The following is a 23,330-nucleotide window of genomic DNA, read 5'->3' as shown; positions in this document are numbered from 1 at the left end:
GGCGTACAAATGGTGTTTCTGACATTCAAGCGGACTCGCCGCCCCTAACCGCCGGGCGGTGGATTCGCTGGAGGCTCAGAAACGGATACAACGGCAGCTCCAGTGCCCGCAGGATCGCTGCAGGCCGTACATGGGTGTAGATGGTCCGCCCTGCGCTTCCCTGAGGCGCATGACCCGTCAGTGCGTCCGCGATCTCCGTGCCGACATTGTGAGCCGCCAGGGCGCTGCGGACGGTATGCCGAAACTTGTGGAAGCCGTTGAGGGCGCCGGCCGGTAGGCCCAGGTCCTGGCGATAGCCTTTGACCCATTCGGACATGACCTCGCCGGGAGGTCGCCGGCCCTCCCTGTGCAACGAGGGGAACAGCTTGGTCTGCCCTGCCCTCCGCTGGTCCTCAACGAAGTCCAGGAAGCCAAGGCGGATCAACTCGGGCGGCACGGGTAGCGTCCGCTCGCTGTCGGCCGTCTTGATCGTGGAGCCCTCGGCGTCGTCGTGGATGCAGACCACCGGAATGCCGCTCTGCACCTGAACGTCGGCGGTCTCCAGTTGCCCAAGCTCGCCGACGCGGGAGCCCGTCCAGAGGCCCAGCAGCATGACGTAGTAGGCGTCCCAGGCCTGCACACTGTAGATGGGTCTGTAGGCGCCCTGGGTGAACAGGGTGGTCTCGAAGAGCTTCTGGAGTTGCTCGCTCGTAAATTCGTCCCGCCTCTCGCTGTCGGCCACCTCAAATTCCAGGCCCGCCCAGGGGTTCCGGTCGATCCCCTTCTCGTACTCGGCCGCAATGTTCATCAGGGCGCCCAACGCGTTCCACATGTTCTTCGCGGTCTTGTGTTTGATCCCGCGCACTGGGTCGCGGAACCAGTCCCGCAACCGGGCGCCATCGGCCTTAGTGAACTTGTTGATCGGCTTATCCATCCCGGACTCGGCCAGGCGGCGCAGCGCTAGGTTGGTGCGCTTCAGCGCGTCCGTTGACGGCTGGCGCTTGGCCTTCCACTCGGGGAGGACGTCTTTGAGATGCACAGGCGCCGCTGGGGCCTTCGGAAGCGTCAAGGCGTCCGGCGCCTCCGGTGTCTCGACCACTTCGCCTTTGTCCTTCCTGCCACGATCAATCCAGGCGGCTGTGGCGGCACGCAGGATGCCCAGCAGTGCCTGCCGGTTCTCAGGCCGGTCCCAATCGACGCGCAAACCCAGCGAGCGGCAGGCGCTCTGCGCATAACCCTTCGCGAGCGAAAGACTACCCATGGCCAGGTCGGTCGTGTGCACTGTGGCCATGAGCCTGTGAATCTCCGTCAACCTGGCTAACTGCTCTGGGCGCATCCCGTACCGTGCCGGCCACTTCGGATCGTCGCGCAGGTACGCAGGCACCTCCCCGGCGGTGAAGAACCGCAGCGGCGGTGCGAGGTACTCGAAGGCTCGCAGGAAGGTCGGAAGGGCTGACGGGTCGTAGCGAATCGCGTCGTCGTGCCCAAGGATCGCATGTGCAACCTGCCGCGCAAGCGCCCGCGATAGTTCCGGGGTCGGCACGATGTCAGGAGCAGCGGCTGTGGCCTTCGCGCCCTCCCGCTTCGCTATGAACTCGGCTTCCAGGTCCGCCTTGCGTCTCAAGGCCCGCACTGCGGCCTCCCTGGGATCGCTGGTCTCAAGGGACACGTATGAGTGTGTCGTGCGGACTTTGCCGCTGGCTGTACGCGGATACAGGTGCTGGAGGTCTTTGGGGATAGTCACCCGATGCCAGTAGATGGCACCGCGAATCTGCACGCCGGCAGGCATTCTCATGGCTGAAACTTCCTCGGTCATTGGGTCGGGAAGTGCCACTAGTGATACAGAAGATTGATACAAACTTCGCCACTAAGTCGTTGATTCACCAGGAAATCCCGGAAAATCAACGAGTTATCGTGGTGCGCGGGGGGGGACTCGAACCCCCACACCATTGCTGGCGTCAGGACCTAAACCTGGTGCGTCTACCAATTTCGCCACCCGCGCAGTTTCGGTCAACCGGGCATTTTAGCCGGTTGCGCGGGCCGGCTTTCCCGGCTGGCCGGCGCCTCTCAAACGCCCGGTGCCGGCGCCAGCGCGCGCTCCTCGTCGGTGGGCTTCTTCACGCGGAACCAGGCCGCATACATCGCCGGCAGCGACAGCAGCGTGAGCACCGTGGCGACGATCAGGCCACCCATGATCGCCACCGCCATCGGACCCCAGAACACCGAGCGCGACAGCGGGATCATGGCCAGCACGGCCGCCAGCGCGGTCAGCACGATGGGGCGCAGCCGGCGCACGGCCGACTCGACGATGGCGTCCCAGGCCGGCACGCCGCGCGCGCGGTCCTGCTCGATCTGGTCGATCAGGATCACCGAGTTGCGCTGGATCATGCCCATCAGCGCGATCACGCCCAGCAGCGCGACGAAGCCGAACGGCCGGTTCAGCACCAGCAGCGCGCCGGCCACGCCGGCGATGCCCAGCGGGCCGGTCAGGAACACCAGCACCGAGCGGCTGAAGCTTTGCAGCTGCAGCATCAGCAGCGTGAAGGTCAGGAACAGCATGATGGGAACGCCGGCCGCGATCGACGAGGAGCCGCGGCTGCTTTCCTCCACGGCGCCCGAGACCTGCACGGCGTAGCCGCCCGGGCCCTGCTGCTTCCATTGGGCCTCCAACGCACGCAGCTTGGGCAGCAGCTCGTCGGTCACGGTGGCGCCCTGCAGGCCTTCCACCACATCGCTCTGCACGGTGATGGCGTAGTCGCGGTTCTCGCGCCACATCACGCCGGGCTCCCAGCTGAACACCGGCGTGGCGATCTGCGTGAGCGGGATCGACCGGCCCGAGGCCGTCGGCACATAGGCGTTGACGATGTTGGTGATCAGCGCACGCTCGCTGGCCGGCTGGCGCAGCACGATGTCGATCAGCTTGTCGTACTCGCGGAACTGCCCCACCGTCGTGCCGGTCAGCGCGATGTTGGCGGTCTGCGCGATGGACTGGCTGGTCACGCCCAGCGCGCGGGCCTTGGTCTGGTCGATCTCCAGCCGTACGGTCTTCACGGATTCGTTCCAGTTATCGTTGACACCGCGCGTGTTCGGGCTCTCGCGCATCGCGGCCTTGACCTCGTCGGCACGCAGGCGCAGCAGTTGCGGATCGCCACCGACCACGCGGAACTGCACCGGGTACGGCACCGGCGGCCCGTTGGGCAGCAGCTTGACGCGGCCGCGCACCTCGGGGAACTCCTCGGCCAGCAGCTTGGGCAGGGCCACGCGCAGGCGCTCGCGCACCGGCACCGAGTCGGTCAGCACGATGAACTGCGACACGTTGGTCTGCGGGAACACCTGGTCCAGCGGCAAGTAGAAGCGCGGCACGCCCGAGCCGATCCACAGCGTGACCGAGCGCACGCCCTGCTCCTGCTGCAGCCGCTGCTCGACGCGCCTGGCTACCGCCTCGTTCGCGGCGAACGAGGAGCCTTCGGGCAGCCACAGGTCCACCAGGATCTCGGGCCGGCTCGAATCGGGGAAGAACTGCTGCTGCACCTTGCCCATGCCCACGATGCCCAGCACGAACACTCCGATGGTGGCCAGGATGGTCAGCCAGCGGTGCGCCACGCACCAGTTCACGGACTTGCGGAAGGCGTTGTAGAAGCCCGAGTCGAACATCTCGTGCGGCTGGCCATGTTCCGCCCCTTCGCCATGGTGCGGCTGGGCTTTGAGCAGCAGCGTGCCCAGGTAGGGCACGAAGTAGACCGAGACGAACCAGCTCAGCACCAGTGCGATCACGGTCACCGCGAAGATCGCGAAGGTGTATTCGCCGGTGACCGACTTGGCGATCCCGATGGGCAAAAACCCCACGGCCGTGATCAGCGTGCCCGTGAGCATGGGCATGGCGGTGATCTCGTAGGCGAAGGTGGCGGCACGCACCTTGTCGTAGCCCTCCTCCATCTTGCGCACCATCATCTCCACCGCAATGATGGCGTCGTCCACCAGCAGGCCCAGCGCGATGATCAGCGAGCCCAGCGAGATCTTGTGCAGGCCGATGCCCCAGTACCACATGGCCAGGAAGGTCACGGCCAGCACCAGCGGGATGGTGATGCCCACCACCAGGCCCGGCCGGATGTCGATGTAGTAGCGGCGCAGCAGGCCATGCTCGCCGGGCCGGCGGTGGAAGCCCAACGCGATGAAGCTCACGGCCAGCACGATGACCACGGCCTCGATCAGCACCTTGACGAACTCGTTGACCGAGTTGGAGACGGCGCTGGGCTGGTCCTGCACCTGCGCCAGCTGCACGCCGGCCGGCAAGCCCTTCTCGATGTCGACGAAGGCCGTCTTGAGCGCCTTGCCCAGGCGGATGATGTCGCCGCCCTTGGTCATGGACACGCCCAGCGCGATGACCTCGCGCCCGTCGTGGCGCACCTTCACGCCCGGCGGGTCGACGTAGCCGCGCCGCACCTCGGCGATGTCGCCCAGGCGCAGCTGCGCGCCCGAAGGCCCGCGGATGGGCATGTCGCGCAGCTGCTCGACGGCGCCGAACTGGCCCGTCACGCGCACCTGCAGCACGTCCAGCGGCGTCTGGATGGCGCCGGCGCTGGCCACGGCGTTCTGCTGGCCCAGCTGGTCCAGCACCTGCGAGAAGTCCAGCCCCAGCTGCGCCAGCCGGCGCTGCGAGACCTCGATGTAGACCTTCTCGTCCTGCACGCCGAACAGCTCGACCTTGGCCACATCGGGCACGCGCAGCAGCGTCTGCCGCGCGTCGTCGGCAAAGGTCTTGAGCTCGGCGTAGCTGAAGCCGTCGGCCGACAGCGCATAGATCACGCCGTAGACATCGCCGAAGTCGTCGTTGAAGAACGGCCCCTGCACGCTCTGCGGCAGCGTGTAGCGCATGTCGCCGATCTTCTTGCGCACCACGTACCAGAGGTTGGCCACGTCCTTGGGCGGCGAGTTGTCCTTGAGCTCGAAGATGATCTGCGACTCGCCGGGCTTGGAGTAGCTGCGGATGCGGAACGCGTACGGCACCTCCTGCAGCGTGCGCTCCAGCTTGTCGGTCACCTGCTCGGCCACCTGCTGCGCCGTGGCGCCGGGCCAGTAGGTGCGCATGACCATGGCGCGGAACGTGAACGGCGGGTCCTCGTCCTGCCCCAGCTGGAAATAGGCGGCAAAGCCCAGCAGCATCAGCACCACCATCAGGTAGCGCGTCAGCGCCGGGTGGTCGAGCGCCCAGCGCGAGAGATTGAAGCCAGCCTTGGGCTGGTCCAGGGAGTTCGGTTCGCTCATCGTCGACTCAGCGCGGTGAGGAGGCAGCGGCGGCCGCGGCGGGGGCGTTGGCCTTGTCGCCGCCCACCCGTGGCTGGTAGACCGTGACCTTCTGGCCCGGCGTAAGCACGTGCACGCCCGCGGCCACCACGCGCATGCCGGGCTGCACGCCGGCGCTGATCACGGCATCGTTGCCATCCGCCGTGGCAATGGTCACGGGCTGCGCGCGCACCGTCATGCTGGCCTCGTCGAGCACCAGCACCGAGGTCTGGCCGGTGCCGGCGTCCTGGCGCAATGCACTGGTCGGCAGCTTGATGACGGGCACGCCGCCGCTGCCCAGGGCCTTGGGCGATACGGTGACCGTGGTGCCCAGGGGCGGCGGTGTCTTGGTGTCCAGCGCCACCTTGACCTGGAAGGTGCGCGTGGCCGCATCGGCACTGGCCGCCACCTCGCGCACGCGGCCCGACAGCGTGTCGTCCGAGTTCCACAACCGCACCTCGACCGGCGAGCCCACCGCCATGGCCGCCACGCGGTCCTCCGGCACCGAGAACACCACGTCGCGCACGCCGCTCTGCGCCAGCCGCACCACCGGGGTGCCGGCGGCCACCACCTGGCCCGGCTCGGCCTCGATGCCGGTCACCACGCCGGCCACGTCGGCCACCAACCGCGCATAACCGGTCTGGTTGCCCTGGGCCGACAGCTGGGCCTTGGCCTGGTCCAGCTGGGCCTGGGCCGCCTGGTAGGCCGACTCGCGGCGCTCCAGTTCGGCGCCGCTGATGAAGTTCTGGCTGCGCAACTCCTTGTAGCGCTTCTGGTCGGCCAGGGCCAGGTCGCGGTTGGTCTGGGCAGCGGCGACCTGGGCGCGCGCGGCATCGGCGGCCAGGCGCAGATCCTGCGCATCCAGCTCGGCCAGCAACTGGCCCACGCGCACGGTCTGCCCCAGATCCACGTTGCGGCGCACGATCTTGCCGGCCACCCGGAAGCCCAGGCGGGACTCGATCCGCGGGCGCACCTCGCCCGCGAACTCCATGCCGAAAGTCGACGCCGCGGGCGCCACCGTCAGCAACTTGACGGAGCGCACCGGTTCGGGCTCGGCCGGCGGCTTGCTGCAGCCCGCCAACGCCGCCGCCAGGAGCAGGACAGCCGCGCACGGCCAGGAAAAACGGCGCACGCGCCTCGGCTGGTTTGACATTGGGAAGCCCCGAAAAGCGCCCTGGAGGCCCGCACACCGCCGCTCCCCAGGCCCACTACTGACTGATGGGTTAGTAATCTAGGAGAATTGCTTGCGCATTGTCAACCAAGCCCACGTCCAGATTGGCGCGGAAAACACAGCGAAAATCGCGCGCACATGCGCCCAAGGCTTCAAAGTACACCGGCTGTTGCGCCGGACGTTACACATTACGAGAATTTTCCCGTCGCCTCGTGGCTCTGTCCACCGGCACTGCGCCCTGCCGTCGCGGCCATCTATTGGTTCGCGCGCACCGGCGATGACATCGCCGACGAAGGGGATGCCGACGCGCCCGAGCGGCTGCAGAGCCTGGCGCGCTACCGTGCCGACCTGGCCGCGCTCTATGCAGGGCAGCCGCTGTCCGGCCGCTGGCCGGGCGTGTTCGCCCCGCTGGAGCAGGCCCGGGCCCGGCACAGCTTGCCCTTCGCCCCGCTGGACGACCTGCTGGACGCCTTCATGCAGGACGTCCGCAAGACCGATGCCGGCGCCGGTTACGCCGACCGCGCCGAGTTGCTGGACTACTGCAGCCGCTCTGCCGCGCCGGTCGGCCGGCTGGTGCTGCACCTGTACGGCATCCACGACCGCGCGGCCTTGCACCAGAGCGACGCCATCTGCAACGCGCTGCAGCTCATCAACTTCTGGCAGGACCTGAGCGTGGACCTGCCGCGCGGGCGCTACTACCTGCCGCAGGACCGCTGCGCCGCCCACGGCACGACCCAGGCCGCCCCGGTGCGCGCGCTGGTGGCCGAGCAGGTGCAGTGGGCGCGCGCACTGATGCTGGAAGGTGCGCCGCTGGTGCACCGCGTACCCGGCCGCATGGGCTGGGAGCTGCGCCTCGTGGTCCAGGGCGGCCTGGCCATCCTGGACAAGATCGCCGCACTGGACCATGCCAGCTGGCGCGAGCGCCCCAAACTCCACAGGACGGATGGGCCCCGACTTCTATGGCGTGCCTGGCGCATGCATGGATGAACGACCAGTCCGAGGACAATCCCGCCCCATGACAACGACACCGGAACAGTACGTGCAGCAAAAGGCCGCGGCCTCGGGCAGCAGCTTCTACTACGCCTTCCTGTTCCTTCCCAAGCCGCGCCGTGCGGCCATCACCGCGTTCTACGCCTTCTGCCGCGAGGTCGACGACGTCGTCGACGAGGTCAGCGACCCCGCCGTCGCGCGCACCAAGCTGGCCTGGTGGCAGGCCGAGGTCGCCAAGGCCTACGCCGGCCAGCCCAGCCACCCCGTGATGCGGGCGCTGATGCCGCTCGCGCCGGAGTTTGGCATCGCGCAGCGCCATCTGCAGGCCGTCATCGAGGGCTGCCAGATGGACCTGGAGCAGACGCGCTACCTGGACTTCCCCGGCCTGCAGCGCTACTGCCACCTGGTGGCCGGCGTGGTCGGCGAAGTCTCGGCGCGCATCTTCGGCCAGACGCAGGACGCCACCACGCAGTACGCGCATACGCTGGGCCTGGCCTTCCAGTTGACCAACATCATCCGCGACGTGGGCGAGGACGCCATGCGCGGGCGCATCTACCTGCCCATCGACGAGCTGCAGCGCTTCGACGTCAAGGCCCACGAGCTGCTGAACCGCGTGCATTCCGAGCGCTTCGTCGCGTTGATGCGCTTCCAGGCCGAGCGCGCCCATGGCCTGTACGACCAGGCACTGGCGCTGCTGCCGGCGGCCGACTGGCGCGCGCAGAAGCCCGGACTCATGATGGCCAGCATCTACCGCACGCTCCTGCGCGAGATCGAGCGCGACAACTTCGCCGTGCTGGACCAGCGCATCAGCCTCACGCCGCTGCGCAAGTTCTGGCTGGCGTGGAAGGTTCAAGCTCTAGGCAGGCTGTGAACCTCGCCATCGTCGGCGCCGGCTGGGCCGGCCTGGCCGCCGCCGTCCACGCCACCGAGTCCGGCCACCAGGTCGCCGTCTTCGAAGCTGCCCGCCATGCCGGCGGCCGCGCGCGCAGCGTGGTGCAGGCGCATGACGGCCGCACGCTCACGCTGGACAACGGCCAGCACATCATGATCGGCGCCTACACCGAGACGCTGGCGCTCATGCGCGCCGTCGGCGTGGACCCCGTGCAGTCCCTGCTGCGCCTGCCGCTGGATCTGCGCCTGCCCGACGGCAGCGGCATCGCCCTGCCCGACCGCGCCCCGCCCTGGGACGCGCTGGCCGGCATCCTGGGCGCGCGTGGGCTTGGCTGGCGCGACAAGGCCGCCCTGCTGGCCGCCACCACGCGCTGGCAGCTGGCGGGCTTTCGCTGCGCGCCGCAGACCACGGTGGCCGAGCTCTGCGCCAGCCTGCCAGCGCGCGTGCAACAGACCTTCGTCGAGCCGCTGTGCCTGTCGGCCCTGAACACCGCTGCCAGACAAGCCAGTGCCGGCGTGTTCCTGCGCGTGCTGCGCGACTCGCTGATGGGTGGGCGCGGCGGCTCCAACATGCTGATCCCGCGCCGGCCGCTCGGCGCACTGTTCCCTGAGCCGGCGATTGCCTGGCTGCAGGCGCGCGGTCAGTCCGTGCAGTTGGGCACGCGCGTGAACGCACTGGCCCGCGACGGCAGGCAGTGGCGCGTCGATGGCCAGGCCTTCGACCGCGTGCTGCTGGCCTGCCCGTCCTGGGAAGCCGCACGCCTGGTGCGCACCACCGACTGCGCTGCCGACGCCTGGCTGGCGCAGGCCAACGCACTGCAGTTCGAGCCCATCACCACGGTCTACGCCACGAGCGCCACACGTCTGCCACGGCCCATGATGGCGCTGACGGGCACGCCCGCCCAGTTCGTGTTCGACCGCCGCCACCTGGGAGAGGACGGCCTGCTGGCCTTCGTCGTGAGCGTGAGCCGCGGCACGCGCGAGGCGCTGCAGCAGCAGGTCATCGCCCAGGGCCGCGCGCAGCTGGGCCTGCCCGACCTGCAACCTGTCGTCACCATCGTGGAAAAGCGCGCCACCTTCGCCTGCACCCCGGGCCTGGAGCGGCCCGGCCTGCAGATCGCGCCGGGCCTGGCGGCCTGCGGCGAGTACGTGGCCGGCCCCTACCCCGGCACCATCGAGGGCGCGGTGCGCAGCGCGCGCGACGCCCTGGCCGGGATCAGCTGAACAGGGCGCAGAGTTCGCGCAGGTCCCTCAGGCTCGCGTGCGGCTGCACCGTCTGCGTCCACGGGTGCTCGCCGCGGTTGATCCATGCCGTCTGCATGCCCACGGCATGCGCGCCCAGCACGTCGAGCAGCGCATCGTCGCCCACGTGCAGCACGGCCTCGGCCGGCACGCCGGCGGCCTCGGCCGCGGCCAGGAAGATGCGCGCGTCGGGCTTGCCCACGCCGAAGCTCGCGGCGCTGAAGGCCGCGCGGAAATGCGGCATGAGGCCGATGCGGCCCAGGTCGGCATTGCCGTTGGACACGGCCACGAGCGGAAAGCGCGAAGCCAGGAATTCGAGCGCTTCGAGCGCATCCTCGTAGAGCTCGACCTCGTGGCGCACGGCGATGAACACATCGAAGGCCGTGGTGGCCAGCGCCTCGTCGTCGCCGGCCTGCGCAAGCGCGCGCCGGATCGACTCGCGCCGCAGGAAGGCCATGTCGTGCACCAGGTGTTCGTGCTCCTGCATGACCTGCTCGCGCAGCAGGCGGCGCCGCTCGGCATCGCTCCAGAACTGGCCGGTGGCCGGTGCGTTGTCGGTGAACCAGGCGCCGAGCGCCTTCTCGGCCTTGGCGATGGTGGGCCAGATCGGCCAAAGGGTGTCGTCCAGGTCGAGCGTGATGGCCCGGACTTTGTGGGTCTGCAGCATGGGTCGCCGAGAATAGCGCAATGCCCTTTCGCCCCGCGCCCACCACCTCAGACGCCTCTGGCAAGACCGCCGTCCTGTACTGCAACCTCGGCACCCCCGATGCCCCCACGGCCCCCGCCGTGCGGCGCTACCTGGCCGAGTTCTTGTCCGACCCGCGCGTGGTGGAGATCCCCAGGCTCGCCTGGTGGCCCATCCTGCACGGCATCATCCTGCGCGTGCGCCCGGCCAAGTCGGCTGCGAAGTACGCGAGCGTCTGGACGCCGCAGGGCTCGGCGCTGAAGGTCTGGACCGAGCAGCAGACCGGGGGCCTGCGCAGCCTGCTGGCCGAACGCGGCCACCGCGTGGGCGTGCACTACGCGATGCGCTATGGCCAGCCCGCCATCGCAGCGCAGCTCGACGCGCTGGTTGCCGAGGGCGTCACGCGGCTGCTCGTGCTGCAGGCCTACCCGCAGTACTCGGGCACCACCACCGCCAGCGTGCTCGATGCCGTCGGCGCCTGGAGCCGGCGCCAGCGCCGTCTGCCTGAGTTCCGTTTCGTCAACGACTACCACGACGACGCCGGCTACATCGCGGCGCTGGCCGACAGCGTGGAGCGCCACTGGGCCCAACACGGCCGCGGCGAACTGCTGCTCATGAGCTTCCACGGCATCCCCGCCCGCAACATCGCGCTGGGCGACCCCTACCAGGCGCAATGCCAGGCCACGGCCCGGCTGCTCGCACGCAGGCTGGGCCTCACGGAGCAGCAATATCGCCTGAGCTTCCAGTCGCGTTTCGGCCGCGCCAAGTGGCTGGAGCCCTACACCGAGCCCACGCTGCGCGCACTCGCCCAGCAAGGCACCAAGCGCATCGACGTGATGTGCCCGGGCTTTCCGGTGGACTGCCTGGAGACGCTGGAAGAGATCAACATGGAGGCGCGCGAGGCCTTCCTCGCGTCCGGCGGCGAGACCTTCAGCTACATCCCCTGCCTGAACGACAGCCCGGCCTGGGCCCAGGCCCTGACCGACCTCGCTGAGCGCCACCTGAGCGGCTGGAATACCCGGGCCGGCCAGGCGGATCAGCCAGCCGTCAGTTAGCGCTTCTTACGCTCGCCGCACAGCCGCGCCTTCTGCGTGGCTGCGCCGGTGCGCGAGCGCGTGCCGGCCCGATCCACTTCGGGGCCGCGTGCTCCCCTGTCTTCATGAAAACCACCCGAGACATCCACGACCTGGTCGGCGGACTGCTGATGACCGCCGCCGGCATCTTCTTCGCGCTGTACGGCCAGCGCTACACCTTCGGCGACGCCGCCCGCATGGGCCCCGGCTACTTCCCCGTCGTGCTGGGCTGGACCCTGGCCGTGCTGGGCCTTCTGGTCGCCCTGCCCGCCTGGTGGCGGCGCGGCACCGGCATCACCGTGCAGTGGAACAACCTGCTGTGGTGCATCGCCGCGCTGCTGGCCTTCGCCTTCACGCTGCACCCGCTGGGCGTGGTGCTGTCCTCGTTCTTCGCGGCATTGCTCTCGCTGGTGCCGTCCACGATGGTGCTGCGCACGCGGCTGACGGTCTGCGCCGTGGTCGCGCTGCTCACCACGCTGATCTTTCCTGTGGGTCTGCAGATGATCCTGCCGCTGTGGCCCTGGAGTTCATGAGACCACCCCGTTTGGCTGGCTCGCTTCGTGTAGCCACCCGATCCCCCTCCAGGGGCGCACCCGGCGGTCCGGCAAAGCCGGTCCCGCGGGTGCACCCGCATGGCCTGCTCCGCGACCTTCCGAACCTGCCTGCAGAACACCTGGGCGCACTGCGAATGACGCCCAGCGCAATGGACAACTGAACGATGGAACTACTTTCGAACCTCTGGCTCGGCCTGCAAGTCGCCGCCGAGCCCATCACCTTGCTCTACTGCTTCGGCGGCGTGCTGCTGGGCACCGTGGTCGGCGTGCTGCCCGGTATCGGCGCGCTGGCCGCCATCTCGCTGCTGCTGCCGCTGACCTACCACATGCCGCCCACGTCGGCCATCATCATGCTGGCCGGCGTCTACTACGGTGCGCAGTACGGTGGCTCAACCGCCTCCATCCTGCTCAACCTGCCCGGCACGCCGTCCTCGGCCGTGACCTGCCTGGACGGCTACCCCATGGCCAAGAACGGCAAGGCCGGCGTGGCCTTGTTCGTCACCACCATCGCCTCGCTCGCCGGTGCGATGTCGGGCCTGGTGCTGCTGGTGCTGTTCTCGCCCGCGATCTCCGAGATCGGCCTGAAGTTCGGCCCGGCCGAGTTCTTCTCCATGATGGTGCTGGGCCTGGTCGCCGCCTCGTCCATGAGCACGGGCTCGGCCGCCAAGGGCCTGGCCATGGTGGTATTCGGCCTGCTGCTGGGCATGGTGGGCACCGACGTCAACTCTGGCGTCGCGCGCTTCTCGTTCGACGTGCCCGAGCTCATGGACGGCATCAACCTGATCGCGCTGGCCATGGGCCTGTTCGGCGTGGCCGAAGTGGTGCGCTGCATCAACTCGGCCGACACCGCACGCCGGCCCGACAAGGTCACGCTGCGCTCCATGGTGCCGACCAAGGAGGACTTCAAGGCGACGATCAAGCCCATGGCGCGTGGCTCGGCGCTGGGCTCTGCGCTCGGCGCGCTGCCCGGCGTGGGCCCGTCGATCGCGGCCTTCATGTCCTATGCGATCGAGAAGAAGGTCGCCAAGGACCCGAGCCGCTTCGGCCACGGTGCCATCGAAGGCATCACGGCGCCCGAGTCGGCCAACAACGCCGCCGCGCAGACGGCCTTCGTGCCCTCGCTGTCGCTGGGCATCCCGGGCGACGCGGTCATGGCCGTGATGCTGGGCGCGCTGATCATCCACGGCATCCAGCCCGGCCCCATGCTCATCACCGAGCAGCCGCAGCTGTTCTGGGGCCTGGTGGTCAGCTTCGCGATCGGCAACATCATGCTGGTGGTGCTGAACCTGCCGACCATCGGCCTGTGGGTGGCGCTGCTGCGCATCCCGTTCGCGTGGATGTACCCGGCCATCCTGGTGTTCGTGGCGCTGGGCGTGTACAGCGTCAACAACAACACCTTCGACATTTTCTCGGTCGCCGCGCTGGGCATCATGGGCTATGCGCTGATGGTGCTGCGCTTCGAGCCCGCGCCGCTGCTGCTGGGCTACATCCTGGGGCCGATGCTGGAGGAGAACCTGCGCCGCTCGCTGCTGCTCTCGCGTGGCGACCCCATGGTCTTCATCGACCGGCCGATCAGCGCGGGCCTGCTGGGCTTCACGCTCTTGCTGCTGCTGTGGGCGGTCTGGTCCACCGTGCGCGCGACGCTGCGCTCCAAGCGCCAGCTGGAGCTGGCGGAGCAGGCCGTATGAACGCCGCATCTGCTAGCCTCGCGCCCCATGCGAATCCTGCTGGTTGAAGACGATGCCGTGCTGCGCGAGGTGATGTCGCGCAGCCTGGAACACGCGGGCCACCGCGTCGACCCGGCCGAGAGCGTGGAGGACGCCGCCCACCTGTGGCGCGTGCAGCCGTTCGACGCCGTGCTGCTGGACCTGAACCTGCCGCAGCACGTGCGCCCCGGCAGCACCATGGGCTCTGGCCTGGCGGTGCTGCGCGAGGCGCGCGCGCGCGGCGACCGCACGCCGGTGCTGGTGCTCACCGCGCGCAACCGCACCGAGGAGCGCATCGCCGGCCTGGACGCCGGCGCCGACGACTACCTGGGCAAGCCCTTCGACCTGGCCGAGGTCGAGGCCCGCCTGCGCGCCCTGGTGCGCCGCGCCATCGGCAGCGACGACCTGGCGACGCTGGGCCAGTTGCAGCTGGACCGCCGCGCGCGCCGCTTCAGCGTGGCCGGCGAACCGCTGGACCTGCCCGCGCGCGAGTTCGAGGTGCTGTGGGAACTCATGAGCCCGCCCGGCCATGCGGTGAACAAGCGCACGCTGTCCGACAAGCTCTCGGGCTTCGACGACGCGCTGGGCGACAACGCGCTGGAGGCCTTCATCTCGCGCCTGCGCAAGAAGCTCGTGGGCAGCGGCGCGGCCATCCGCACGCTGCGCGGCATCGGCTACCTGCTGGAGCCCGAGGCTTGAGCATGCCCGCTGCGGCTGCGCGCTCGCTGCGCATCCGCATGCTGCAGCACGTGATGCTGCCGCTGGTGCTGACCTGGCTGATCGGCACCGTCGCCACGCTGGGCGTGGCCAGCCATTTCACCGAGCAGGCCTTCGACCGCGCGCTGCTCGACGACGCCTACTCCATCGCCTCGCAGGTCGGCCCCGCACCCGACGGCCAGGTGGTGCTGCGCCTGACCACGAGCGAGCTCACGGCCGCGCTGTTCGACCAGGCCGAGACCGTGTACTTCAGCGTGCTGCGGCCCGATGGCACGCGCCTGGCCGGCGAGCCGCTGCCGCCGATGCCGCTGCCCAGCCAGGCCGAAGGCCATCTCTACAGCGACAGCCTGTACCAGAACCAGCCCGTGCGCGCCGTGGTGCTGCGCCATGGCGTAGACGGCGTGGACTACCACGTGGTCATGGCCCACACCACGCGCATCCGCGGTGCGCTGGTGCAGCGCCTCCTGGTCTTCGGCGCGCTGCCGCTGCTGTTGCTGCTGGGCCTGCTGGCCATCTGGCTGTGGCGCGGCATCCAGCGCGATCTGGCGCCGCTGAGCCAGCTGCAGGCCGCGCTCGCGCACCGCGACGCCAACGACCTTTCGCCCGTGCCGCTGGCCCCGTCGACGCAGGAAATCGACGAGGTCGGCCAGGCCGTCAACGCCTTGTTCGAACGCCTGGGCCGCAATGTGCGCGCGCAGCGCGAGTTCGCCGGCAACGTGGCGCACGAACTGCGCACGCCGCTGGCCGGCATCCGCGCGCTGGCCGACTATGGCCTGGCGCATCCCGGCACGGCGGTCTCGCGCCAGCAGCTGCAGCAGATCGCCACCAGCGCCGAGCGCGCCGGCCGGCTCGTCAACCAGCTGCTGGACCTGGCCCTGGCCGACGAGGGTGAACTGGTGCTCCAGCGCGAACGCCTGGCGCTGGGGCCGCTGGTGGGCCAGACCATCGTGCGCCACCTGGACAAGGCCGACGCGCGCGGCGTCGACCTGGGTGCGCGCGGCCTGGACGAGGCCGGCGACGAGGACTTCACGGTCTGGGCCGACGCGGCACTCGTCGAAGGCATCCTGGACAACCTGGTCGACAACGCACTGCGCTACGGCGGCCGCACGCTGACCATCGCGCTGCAGGAGACGCCCGAGCGCGACGCCTGCGTGCTGGCCGTGGTCGACGACGGCCCCGGCATCCCGGCCACGGCGCGCCAGGCCCTCATGCAGCGCTGGGCCCAGGGCCGCGACGGTGAGAAGCTGGGCCAGGGCGCAGGGCTCGGCCTGTCCATCGTGGCGCGCTATGCACAGCTGCTGGGCTCCGAGCTGCGCCTGGACAGCGGCGAGGACGGCCGCGGCCTGCATGCCAGCGTGACGCTGCCGCGCGCCTGAGCCGGCGGGCAGGGGCGCCAAGCCGTCCCGCCCCATGTAGGACCCGATGTGACGACCGGTTACAAGTGGCCGCCGAATGGACTGTGTGGTGCCCGGCCGAGCCGCTGCATGCGCCTACATTCGGCCGCGCACATCGCCACGCACCCCCGCCACGCGGGACCGCGTGCCTTCCTCCCAACGACGGAAAGAGCATCTCGACCATGACGGAAACTGCATGAACGTCCTGAAGAATCTCAAACTCGGCACGCGCCTGGCATGCGGCTTCGGGCTGGTGGTGCTATTGCTGGTGGGCGTCGCCGTCCTGGGGCTGGTGTCCATGGCCCAGGTCCAGGACCGGCTGGACGACATCGTGTCGGTCAACAACAGGGAGTCCAACCTGGCCGGCGCCATGCGCAGTGCGGTCAGCCAGGTAGCGCAGCGCAGCCGCGACATCGTGCTGTACGACGGCGTGCGCAAGCGCGTGGCCATCGAGGGCATCACGCAGGCCCGCCAGCGCTACGAAGCGGCCGAGAAGGAACTGGCGGCGATGTTCGAGCGGCCGGACACCACCGCGCACGAGAAGGAACTCTTCGCCAAGATCGCCACGCTGAAGACCACGGCCGTGCCGCTCGTCAGCAAGGTGGTCGAGCTGGGCCGCACGGACATGACCGACGAAGCGGCCCGCTTCCTCGGCACCCAGGTCGATGGCCCGATGCAGGCCTGGTACGAAGCGCTGGGTGAGCTGTCCGACTCTGAGGAGAAGGCCAACAACGAAGCGGCGGAAGAAGCGCAGACGGCTTACGCCCGCGCCCGCACGCTGATGCTGGCTCTGTGCGCCGCCGGTGTGGCGCTGGGCCTGCTGGCGGCCTGGTGGATCACGCGCAGCATCACGGTGCCGATCTCCGAAGCCGTGCGCATCGCGCGGACGGTCTCCGCCGGCGACCTGACCTCGCGCATCGAGGTCCGCGGCAAGGACGAGACCGGCCAGCTGCTGGCCGCGCTGCGCGACATGAACGACAACCTGATCCGCGTCGTCTCCACCGTGCGCCACAGCAGCGACTCGATCGCCACCGGCGCCGGCGAAATCGCAGCGGGCAACCAGGACCTGAGCCAGCGCACCGAGGAGCAGGCCAGCAACCTGCAGCAGACGGCGGCCTCGATGGAGCAGATCGGCTCCACCGTGCAGTCCAATGCCGAGACCGCGCGCCAGGCCGCGCAGCTCGCCACCGCTGCCGCAGCGGCGGCCCAGCAAGGCGGCGCCGTGGTCGGCCAGGTGGTCGGCACCATGGACGCGATCTCGGGCGGTTCGCGCAAGGTCAGCGAGATCATCGGCCTGATCGACGGCATCGCTTTCCAGACCAACATCCTGGCGCTCAATGCTGCCGTGGAAGCGGCGCGCGCGGGCGACCAGGGCCGCGGCTTCGCCGTCGTGGCCACCGAGGTGCGCAGCCTGGCCGGCCGCTCGGCCCAGGCCGCCAAGGAGATCAAGGGCCTGATCGGCGAGAGCGTGAAGATGGCCGAGGTCGGCACCACGCAGGCCGATGCGGCCGGCGCCGCCATGGGCGACATCGTCAAGCAGGTCCAGCGCGTGGCCGACCTGATCTCCGAAATCAGTGCCGCCAGCCACGAGCAAACCGCCGGCATCGGCCAGGTCAGCGGTGCCGTCAACCAGCTCGACCAGGTAACGCAGCAAAACGCCGCGCTGGTGGAGCAGTCCGCCGCGGCGGCCGACAGCCTGAACGCCCAGGTCGGGCGCATGGTGGACGCGGTCGGCGTGTTCCAGCTGCCGGCCGGCGCTGGCGCCACGGCGCAGCGCGCGCTCACGGTCTGAACCTGCTCAGCCGCGCGGGTGGTGCCGCGCGTGCAGCGCGTGCAGCCGCTCGCGCGCCACGTGGGTGTAGATCGTGGTGGTGGAGATGTCCGCGTGGCCCAGCAGCATCTGCACCGCGCGCAGGTCGGCGCCATGGTTCAGCAGGTGCGTGGCAAAGGCATGGCGCAGCGTGTGCGGCGACGGCGCCACGGCGACGCCGGCGGCCTGCGCATAGCGCTTGACCAGGCCCCAGAACATCACGCGCGACATGGCGCTGCCGGCCTGGGCGCCGCGCGTGGTCACGAACAGGTCTTCGCTCTGGCGCCCGTCCAGCAGCGCGGGCCGGGCCTCCTCGAGGTAGCGCTCCAGCCACTCCTGCGCGAGTTCGCCGAACGGCACCAGCCGCTCCTTGTTGCCCTTGCCGGTCACGCGCAGCACGCCCTCGTTGAGACCGATCTGGAAGGTGCGCAGGCTGACGAGCTCGCTCACGCGCAGTCCGCTGGCGTAGAGCAGCTCCAGCATGGCGCGGTCGCGCACGCCCAGCGGGGTCTGCACGTCGGGGGCGGCCAGCAAGGCCTCGACCTGGGCCTCGGTCATGGTCTTGGGCACGCGCAGCGGCTGGCGCGCCGATTGCAGCTTGAGCGTGGGGTCGGCCGTGATGGCCCGCTCGCGCAGTGCCCAGCGGAAGTAGCGCTTGAACACCGTGAGCCGGCGGTTGGCCGTGGTGGCCTTGGTGCCCTTGTGGCGGGCCGCGAAGTAGGCTTGCAGGTCCATCTCGCGCGTGGCGTCCAGGCTGCTGCCGCGTTCGGCCAGCCATTGCGCATACAGGGCGAGGTCCTGCCGGTAGGCGGCCAGCGTGTTGCGCGCCAGGCCCTGCTCCAGCCACAGCGCATCGACGAAGGCGTCGATGCGGCCCTGGCTCTCGGTCAGCACCGCTGGTGGCGGCGCGTTCACTCCAGCGTCAGCTTGGAGGTCTCCACGACCTTCTTGTAGACGTCGAACTCGGCCTTGATCTGCGCGGCGAATTCCTCGGGCGAATTGCCGATGATGAGCGAGCCCGTGTCCTCGATGCGCTTGCGCACGGCCGGGTCCTCCAGTGCCTTGCGCACGCCCGCATTGATCTTGTCGACGATGTCCTTGGGCAGGTTCTTGGGCCCGACGATGCCGTAGTAGGCCATGCGGTTCACGGGCTCCAGGCCGACTTCCTTGAAGGTCGGTACGTCGGGCAGCGCAGCGACGCGCTGCGGCGCGGCCACGACGATGGGCACCAGCCGCTTGCTCTGCACGAAGGGCAGCGTGGACGGCAGGTTGTCGAAGATCATGGGCACCTGGCCGGCCACCGTGTCGTTCAGCGCCGGACCCGCACCGCGGTAGGGGATGTGGGTGACGAACACGCCCGCCATGTTCTTGTACAGCTCCATCTGCAGGTGGCCGATGCCGCCCGTGCCAGAAGACGAGTACGAGTACTTGCCCGGCGACTTCTTGAGTTCGGCGACGAAGCTCTTGTAGTCCTTGCCCGCGAACGTGGGGTTCACCGCGATGATGTTGGGCGTGGCCGCGATGTTGATGATGGGCGTGAAGTCGGTCAGCGGGTTGTACGGCGTCTTGGGATTGATGGCCGGATTGGCAGCCGTGGTCGAGACCGTGGCCACGCCCAGCGAGTAGCCGTCGGCCGCCGAGCGCGCCGTCTCGGAAGCGCCGATGATGCCGCCGCCGCCGCTCTTGTTGTCCACCACCACGGGCTGGCCCAGGACCCTGCCCAGCGGCTCGGCGATGACACGCGCGATGATGTCCGTCGTGCCGCCCGGCGCGAACGGCACGACCAGCTTGACCGGCTTGTTCGGATAGGACTGGGCAAAGGCCGAGCTGGCAGCGGCCAACAGGGCCAGGGTGAAAACGGAACGGCGTTGCATCGGGGGAGTTCTCCGCTGAGGGTGGATCGGTGGCAGGTGGCCGGCTTGTGGCCAGGCCCCGAAAAATTATAGGAGTGGCCCCGGCCCGGCCGTCCCCGGGCATGCCCTTGTGCACCGCTGGTATTCTCGGGCGCCGACCTGCGCCGCTGTGCGTCCAGCCCCGTGAACTACGCGCAACTGCTGCTTCCCGATTTCTCGCTGATCCTGATCGGCTTCCTGTTGTGCCGCTACACGCCCATGAACCGCGAGGTCTGGGCCCAGGTCGAGAAGCTCGTCTACTACGTGCTGTTCCCGGTGCTGCTGTTCCAGTCGGTGCTGCGCTCGCGCATCGACCTGGCCGCCACCTCGGACCTGATCCTGGCCGGCCTGCTGCTTGCGGCCTGCGGCATCGCACTGTCCTACAGCCTGCCGCACTGGCCGGGCCTGGCGAAGCATGTGGATCGGCGCGAGCATGCGGGCGCCGCGCAGATCGCGTTCCGCTTCAACTCCTTCATCGCGCTGCCGCTGGCAGAGCGGCTGGCCGGCGCGCCGGGCGCGCTGACCATGGCCGTGCTGATCGCGGTCTGCGTGCCGATCTTCAACATCGCAGCCGTCTGGCCCATGGCGCGCGGCGCCAGCGCGAACTTCGGGCGAGAGCTGCTGCGCAACCCGTTGATCGTGGCCACGGCCACCGGCCTGGCGGCCAACCTCGCGGGCCTGCGCATCCCGGAGTGGATCGAACCCACGGCCACGCGCATCGGCGCCTCCTCGGTGGCCATGGGCCTGATGGCGGCCGGCGCCGGCATGCAGTTCGGGCCGCTCGCGCGGGCCAAGGCGCTGGGCGTGGGCCTGCTGGCCATCCGCCACCTGCTGCTGCCGCTCGTGGCGCTGGGGGTGGTGCTGCTGCTCCGGCTGCCGCCGGTGCAGGCCACGGTGCTGCTGATCTTCTCGGCCCTGCCCACGGCGTCCAGCTGCTACGTGCTGGCCGCGCGCATGGGCTACAACGGGCCTTACGTGGCGGGGCTCGTCACGCTGTCCACGCTGGCCGGCATGATGAGCCTGCCGTATGCGCTGGGCATCCTGCGGCCGCTGCTCCCTTGAGGCTCAGGCCGTCCTGTCGGCGCGCAGCTGCAGCTCGTCGCTCATGACCTCGCGGATCCGGAACTTCTGGATCTTGCCGGTCACCGTCATCGGGAACTCGGCGACGAAACGGATGTAGCGCGGCACCTTGTAGTGCGCGATCTTGCCCTTGCAGAATTCGCGCACGGACTCCTCGCTCAAGGCCTGGCCAGGCTTGGCGATGATCCAGGCGCACAGCTCCTCGCCGTAGCGCGCATCGGGCAGGCCGACCACCTGCACGTCCTGCACCTGCGGATGGCGGTACAGGAACTCCTCGATCTCGCGCGGGTAGATGTTTTCGCCGCCGCGGATCACCATGTCCTTGATGCGGCCGACGATGTTGACGTAGCCCTCCTCGTCCATGGTCGCGAGGTCGCCGGTGTGCATCCAGCCCTCGGCGTCGATGGCCTCGCGCGTCTTCTCCACGTCGCCCCAGTAGCCGTGCATGACGGAGTAACCGCGCGTGCAGAGCTCGCCCGACAGGCCTCGCGGCACCAGGGCGCCGCTGGCCGGGTCGACGATCTTGACCTCCAGGTGCGGCTGCACCTGGCCGACCGTGGACACGCGCTTGGCCAGCGGCGTGTCGGTCGAGCTTTGGCAGCTGACCGGGCTGGTCTCGGTCATGCCGTAGGCGATCGTGATCTCCGACAGGTGCATCTGCTCGACCACACGCTTCATGACCTCGATCGGACACGGCGAGCCGGCCATGATGCCGGTGCGCAGCGAGGACAGGTCGAACTCCGCGAAGCGCGGGTGGTCCAGCTCGGCGATGAACATGGTGGGCACGCCGTGCAGGCCCGTGCAGCGTTCGGCCTGCACGGCCTCGAGCACGGTGAGCGGATCGAAGCCGTCGTTCGGGTAGACGATGGCGCTGCCATGCGTGAGGCAAGCCAGGTTTCCGAGCACCATGCCGAAGCAGTGGTACAGCGGCACCGGGATGCACAGGCGGTCAGAGGGCGTGAGCCGCATGCACTCGCCGATGAAGAAGCCGTTGTTCAGGATGTTGCGGTGGGTCAGCGTCGCGCCCTTGGGAAATCCCGTGGTGCCGCTCGTGAACTGGATGTTGATCGGGTCGGTGTTCTTGAGACCGCGCTGCACCTCGGACACGCGCGGGTCCGCGGCATCGCCCGAGGCCAGCAGGCTTGAAAAGCGCGTCATGCCGGGCTCGTCCGCGCCCTCGCCGACACGGTCGATCCAGTAGGTGCGCTCGAGCTGCGGCAGCTTGCCGTCCAGTTCGCGCAGCATGCCCAGGTAGTCGCTGGTCTTGAAGCGCGCCATGGCCACGATGGCGCGGCAGCCGACCTTGTTCAGCGCGTATTCGAGCTCGGCCGTGCGGTAGGCCGGGTTGATGTTGACGAGCACCAGGCCGGCCTTGGCCGTGGCCAGCTGCATGAGCAGCCAGGCCGCGTTGTTGTGCGACCAGATGCCGATCCGGTCGCCCGGCACCAGGCCCGAGCGCAGCAGCGCGCTGGCCAGGCGGTGGGCCTCGGCCTGCAGTTCGCCATAGGTCTTGCGCACGCCCTCGTGGCGGCTGACCAGGGCCAGCGCACCGGGCTGGCGTGCGGCCATGGCGTCGAAGCAGTCGCCAATCGTCTGCTCGATCAGCGCGGGCGTGGTGGCGCCTTTCGCGTAGCTGTCCACGTTCAGACGGTCTCGGAGAACAGCTCGCGGCCGATCAGCATGCGGCGGATCTCGCTCGTGCCCGCACCGATCTCGTAGAGCTTGGCGTCGCGCCACAGGCGCTCGACCGGGAAGTCCTTGGTGTAGCCCACGCCACCCAGCGTCTGGATCGCCTCGCCGGCCATCCAGGTGGCCTTCTCGGCCGAGTACAGGATGGCGCCGGCCGCATCCTTGCGGAAGCTGCGCGCGTGGTCGTTGCGGTCGCAGGCCTTGCCCACGGCATAGACATAGGCGCGCGTGGCCTGCCAGGTGCTGTACATGTCGGCGATCTTGCCCTGCATGAGCTGGAACTCGCCGATGGCCTGGCCGAACTGCTTGCGCTCGTGCACGTAGGGGATCACCGCGTCCATGCAGGCGGCCATGATGCCCAGCGGGCCGCCGGACAGCACGGCACGCTCGTAGTCCAGCCCGCTCATGAGCACCTTGGCGCCCATGCCCTCGCCGCCCAGCACGTTGGCCTCGGGCACCTCGCAGTTGTCGAAGAACAGCGGGAAGGTGTTGGAGCCGCGCATGCCCAGCTTGTCGAGCTTGTTGCCGGCGGAAAAACCCTTGAAGCCCTTCTCGACGATGAAGGCCGTCATGCCGCGCGCGCCCATCTCGGGTTCGGTCTTCGCGTAGATGACCAGCGTGTCGGCGTCGCCGCCGTTGGTGATCCACATCTTGCCGCCGTTGAGCACGTAGTAGCCGTCCTTCTTCTCGGCCTTGAGCTTCATGCTGACCACGTCCGAACCGGCATTGGGCTCGCTCATGGCCAGCGCGCCCACGTGCTCGCCGCTGACGAGCTTGGGCAGGTACTTGGCCTTTTGCGCGGCGCTGCCGTTGCGGTGGATCTGGTTCACGCACAGGTTGGAGTGCGCGCCGTAGGACAGGCCCACCGACGCGGATGCGCGCGAGACCTCCTCCATGGCCACGATGTGGGCCAGGTAACCGAGCTCGGTGCCGCCGTACTCCTCCTTGACCGTCATGCCGTGCAGGCCCAGGCTGCCGAGCTTGGCCCACAGGTCTTTGGGGAACTGGTTCTCGCTGTCGATGGCGGCCGCGCGCGGGGCGATTTCGGCGGCGCAGAAGTCGGCGACGGCGTCGCGCAGCGCGTCGATGGTTTCGCCGAGATCGAAGTCGAGGCCGGGCAGTTGTGTGGCGGGCATGGGTGCAGTCTCCTGAAGGGGGTTGGGTCGCAGCGCGA

At 69.2% G+C, this 23,330-nt stretch carries 18 protein-coding genes and 1 tRNA gene; 10 read left to right on the top strand and 9 right to left on the bottom strand.

The features are described 5' to 3' along the window. Positions 1-25: 25 nt before the first annotated feature. The 4 genes from ASF45_RS06170 to ASF45_RS06155 all read right to left on the bottom strand — a co-directional run bounded on the left by ASF45_RS06170 (position 26) and on the right by ASF45_RS06155 (position 6,415). On the bottom strand, positions 26-1,774 hold the full coding sequence (locus ASF45_RS06170; RefSeq protein ID WP_162243964.1) for a site-specific integrase: 1,749 nt from the start codon (positions 1,772-1,774) through the stop codon (positions 26-28). 120 nt (positions 1,775-1,894) lie between these two features. Further along, positions 1,895-1,981, bottom strand: a tRNA-Leu gene (locus tag ASF45_RS06165). 65 nt (positions 1,982-2,046) lie between these two features. Continuing rightward, complete coding sequence (locus ASF45_RS06160) at positions 2,047-5,244, bottom strand: efflux RND transporter permease subunit (RefSeq protein WP_056658710.1); 3,198 nt, start codon at positions 5,242-5,244, stop codon at positions 2,047-2,049. A 7-nt stretch (positions 5,245-5,251) separates the two neighbouring features. Continuing rightward, the gene (locus ASF45_RS06155) at positions 5,252-6,415 is read right to left on the bottom strand and encodes an efflux RND transporter periplasmic adaptor subunit (RefSeq protein WP_056658707.1); all 1,164 of its coding nucleotides are present in this window, start codon (positions 6,413-6,415) and stop codon (positions 5,252-5,254) included. 156 nt (positions 6,416-6,571) lie between these two features. On the opposite strand from ASF45_RS06155, the gene hpnC reads away from it, so the two are divergent. The 3 genes from hpnC to hpnE are packed head-to-tail and all read left to right on the top strand — an operon-like array spanning position 6,572 to position 9,538. Next, positions 6,572-7,420: a squalene synthase HpnC gene (hpnC, locus tag ASF45_RS06150; protein WP_056658705.1), complete on the top strand. Its 849-nt coding sequence runs from the start codon at positions 6,572-6,574 to the stop codon at positions 7,418-7,420. Positions 7,421-7,448: 28 nt separating this feature from the next. Then, positions 7,449-8,294 (top strand): presqualene diphosphate synthase HpnD, encoded by an 846-nt coding sequence (gene hpnD / locus ASF45_RS06145; RefSeq protein ID WP_056658702.1) that lies wholly within the window; start codon positions 7,449-7,451, stop codon positions 8,292-8,294. Beyond that, complete coding sequence (gene hpnE / locus ASF45_RS06140) at positions 8,291-9,538, top strand: hydroxysqualene dehydroxylase HpnE (protein ID WP_056658699.1); 1,248 nt, start codon at positions 8,291-8,293, stop codon at positions 9,536-9,538. Before hpnD ends, hpnE begins: the two co-directional genes overlap by 4 nt. On the opposite strand, the gene ASF45_RS06135 is transcribed toward hpnE, so the two are convergent. Next, on the bottom strand, positions 9,531-10,223 hold the full coding sequence (locus tag ASF45_RS06135; RefSeq protein ID WP_056658696.1) for an HAD family hydrolase: 693 nt from the start codon (positions 10,221-10,223) through the stop codon (positions 9,531-9,533). The two genes, hpnE and ASF45_RS06135, sit on opposite strands and share 8 nt — an antisense overlap. A 20-nt stretch (positions 10,224-10,243) precedes the next feature. On the opposite strand from ASF45_RS06135, the gene hemH reads away from it, so the two are divergent. The 6 genes from hemH to ASF45_RS06105 all read left to right on the top strand — a co-directional run bounded on the left by hemH (position 10,244) and on the right by ASF45_RS06105 (position 17,477). Further along, the gene (gene hemH / locus ASF45_RS06130) at positions 10,244-11,296 is read left to right on the top strand and encodes a ferrochelatase (protein WP_056658692.1); all 1,053 of its coding nucleotides are present in this window, start codon (positions 10,244-10,246) and stop codon (positions 11,294-11,296) included. Positions 11,297-11,400: 104 nt separating this feature from the next. Next, positions 11,401-11,847 (top strand): tripartite tricarboxylate transporter TctB family protein, encoded by a 447-nt coding sequence (locus tag ASF45_RS06125; RefSeq protein WP_056658690.1) that lies wholly within the window; start codon positions 11,401-11,403, stop codon positions 11,845-11,847. 185 nt (positions 11,848-12,032) lie between these two features. Continuing rightward, positions 12,033-13,556, top strand: a complete 1,524-nt coding sequence (locus ASF45_RS06120; protein WP_056658687.1) for a tripartite tricarboxylate transporter permease — start codon at positions 12,033-12,035, stop codon at positions 13,554-13,556. Between the two features lie 27 nt (positions 13,557-13,583). Continuing rightward, positions 13,584-14,273, top strand: coding sequence for a response regulator transcription factor (locus ASF45_RS06115; protein ID WP_056658684.1), 690 nt, complete (start codon positions 13,584-13,586; stop codon positions 14,271-14,273). Between the two features lie 2 nt (positions 14,274-14,275). Next, positions 14,276-15,667: a sensor histidine kinase gene (locus ASF45_RS06110; protein WP_056658677.1), complete on the top strand. Its 1,392-nt coding sequence runs from the start codon at positions 14,276-14,278 to the stop codon at positions 15,665-15,667. Positions 15,668-15,881: 214 nt separating this feature from the next. After that, positions 15,882-17,477: a methyl-accepting chemotaxis protein gene (locus ASF45_RS06105; RefSeq protein ID WP_056658674.1), complete on the top strand. Its 1,596-nt coding sequence runs from the start codon at positions 15,882-15,884 to the stop codon at positions 17,475-17,477. 6 nt (positions 17,478-17,483) lie between these two features. Here ASF45_RS06105 and xerD read toward each other — a convergent pair whose 3' ends face one another. Both xerD and ASF45_RS36290 read right to left on the bottom strand, forming a co-directional pair. Beyond that, a complete protein-coding gene (xerD, locus tag ASF45_RS36295; RefSeq protein WP_369802101.1) occupies positions 17,484-18,410 on the bottom strand; it encodes a site-specific tyrosine recombinase XerD in 927 nt (308 codons plus the stop codon). Then, positions 18,407-19,369, bottom strand: a complete 963-nt coding sequence (locus tag ASF45_RS36290) for a tripartite tricarboxylate transporter substrate binding protein BugE (protein ID WP_056658671.1) — start codon at positions 19,367-19,369, stop codon at positions 18,407-18,409. Before ASF45_RS36290 ends, xerD begins: the two co-directional genes overlap by 4 nt. 162 nt (positions 19,370-19,531) lie before the next feature. Here ASF45_RS36290 and ASF45_RS06090 point away from each other — a divergent pair, with 162 nt between their 5' ends. Beyond that, positions 19,532-20,449: an AEC family transporter gene (locus ASF45_RS06090; RefSeq protein ID WP_056658665.1), complete on the top strand. Its 918-nt coding sequence runs from the start codon at positions 19,532-19,534 to the stop codon at positions 20,447-20,449. A gap of 3 nt (positions 20,450-20,452) precedes the next feature. Here the strand turns inward: ASF45_RS06090 and ASF45_RS06085 are convergent, their stop codons facing one another. Together ASF45_RS06085 and ASF45_RS06080 are read right to left on the bottom strand one after the other, a co-directional pair. After that, positions 20,453-22,108: an AMP-binding protein gene (locus ASF45_RS06085; protein WP_235580831.1), complete on the bottom strand. Its 1,656-nt coding sequence runs from the start codon at positions 22,106-22,108 to the stop codon at positions 20,453-20,455. Between the two features lie 2 nt (positions 22,109-22,110). Next, entirely contained in the window at positions 22,111-23,292 is a 1,182-nt protein-coding gene (locus tag ASF45_RS06080) for an isovaleryl-CoA dehydrogenase (protein WP_056658798.1), read from the bottom strand. Between the last annotated feature and the right edge of the window lie 38 nt (positions 23,293-23,330).

The sequence above is a fragment of the Pseudorhodoferax sp. Leaf265 genome (assembly GCF_001422365.1).
In the GTDB taxonomy this organism is placed as follows: Bacteria; Pseudomonadota; Gammaproteobacteria; order Burkholderiales; family Burkholderiaceae_C; genus Pseudorhodoferax.
This window is presented reverse-complemented; position numbering and strand designations above follow the sequence as displayed.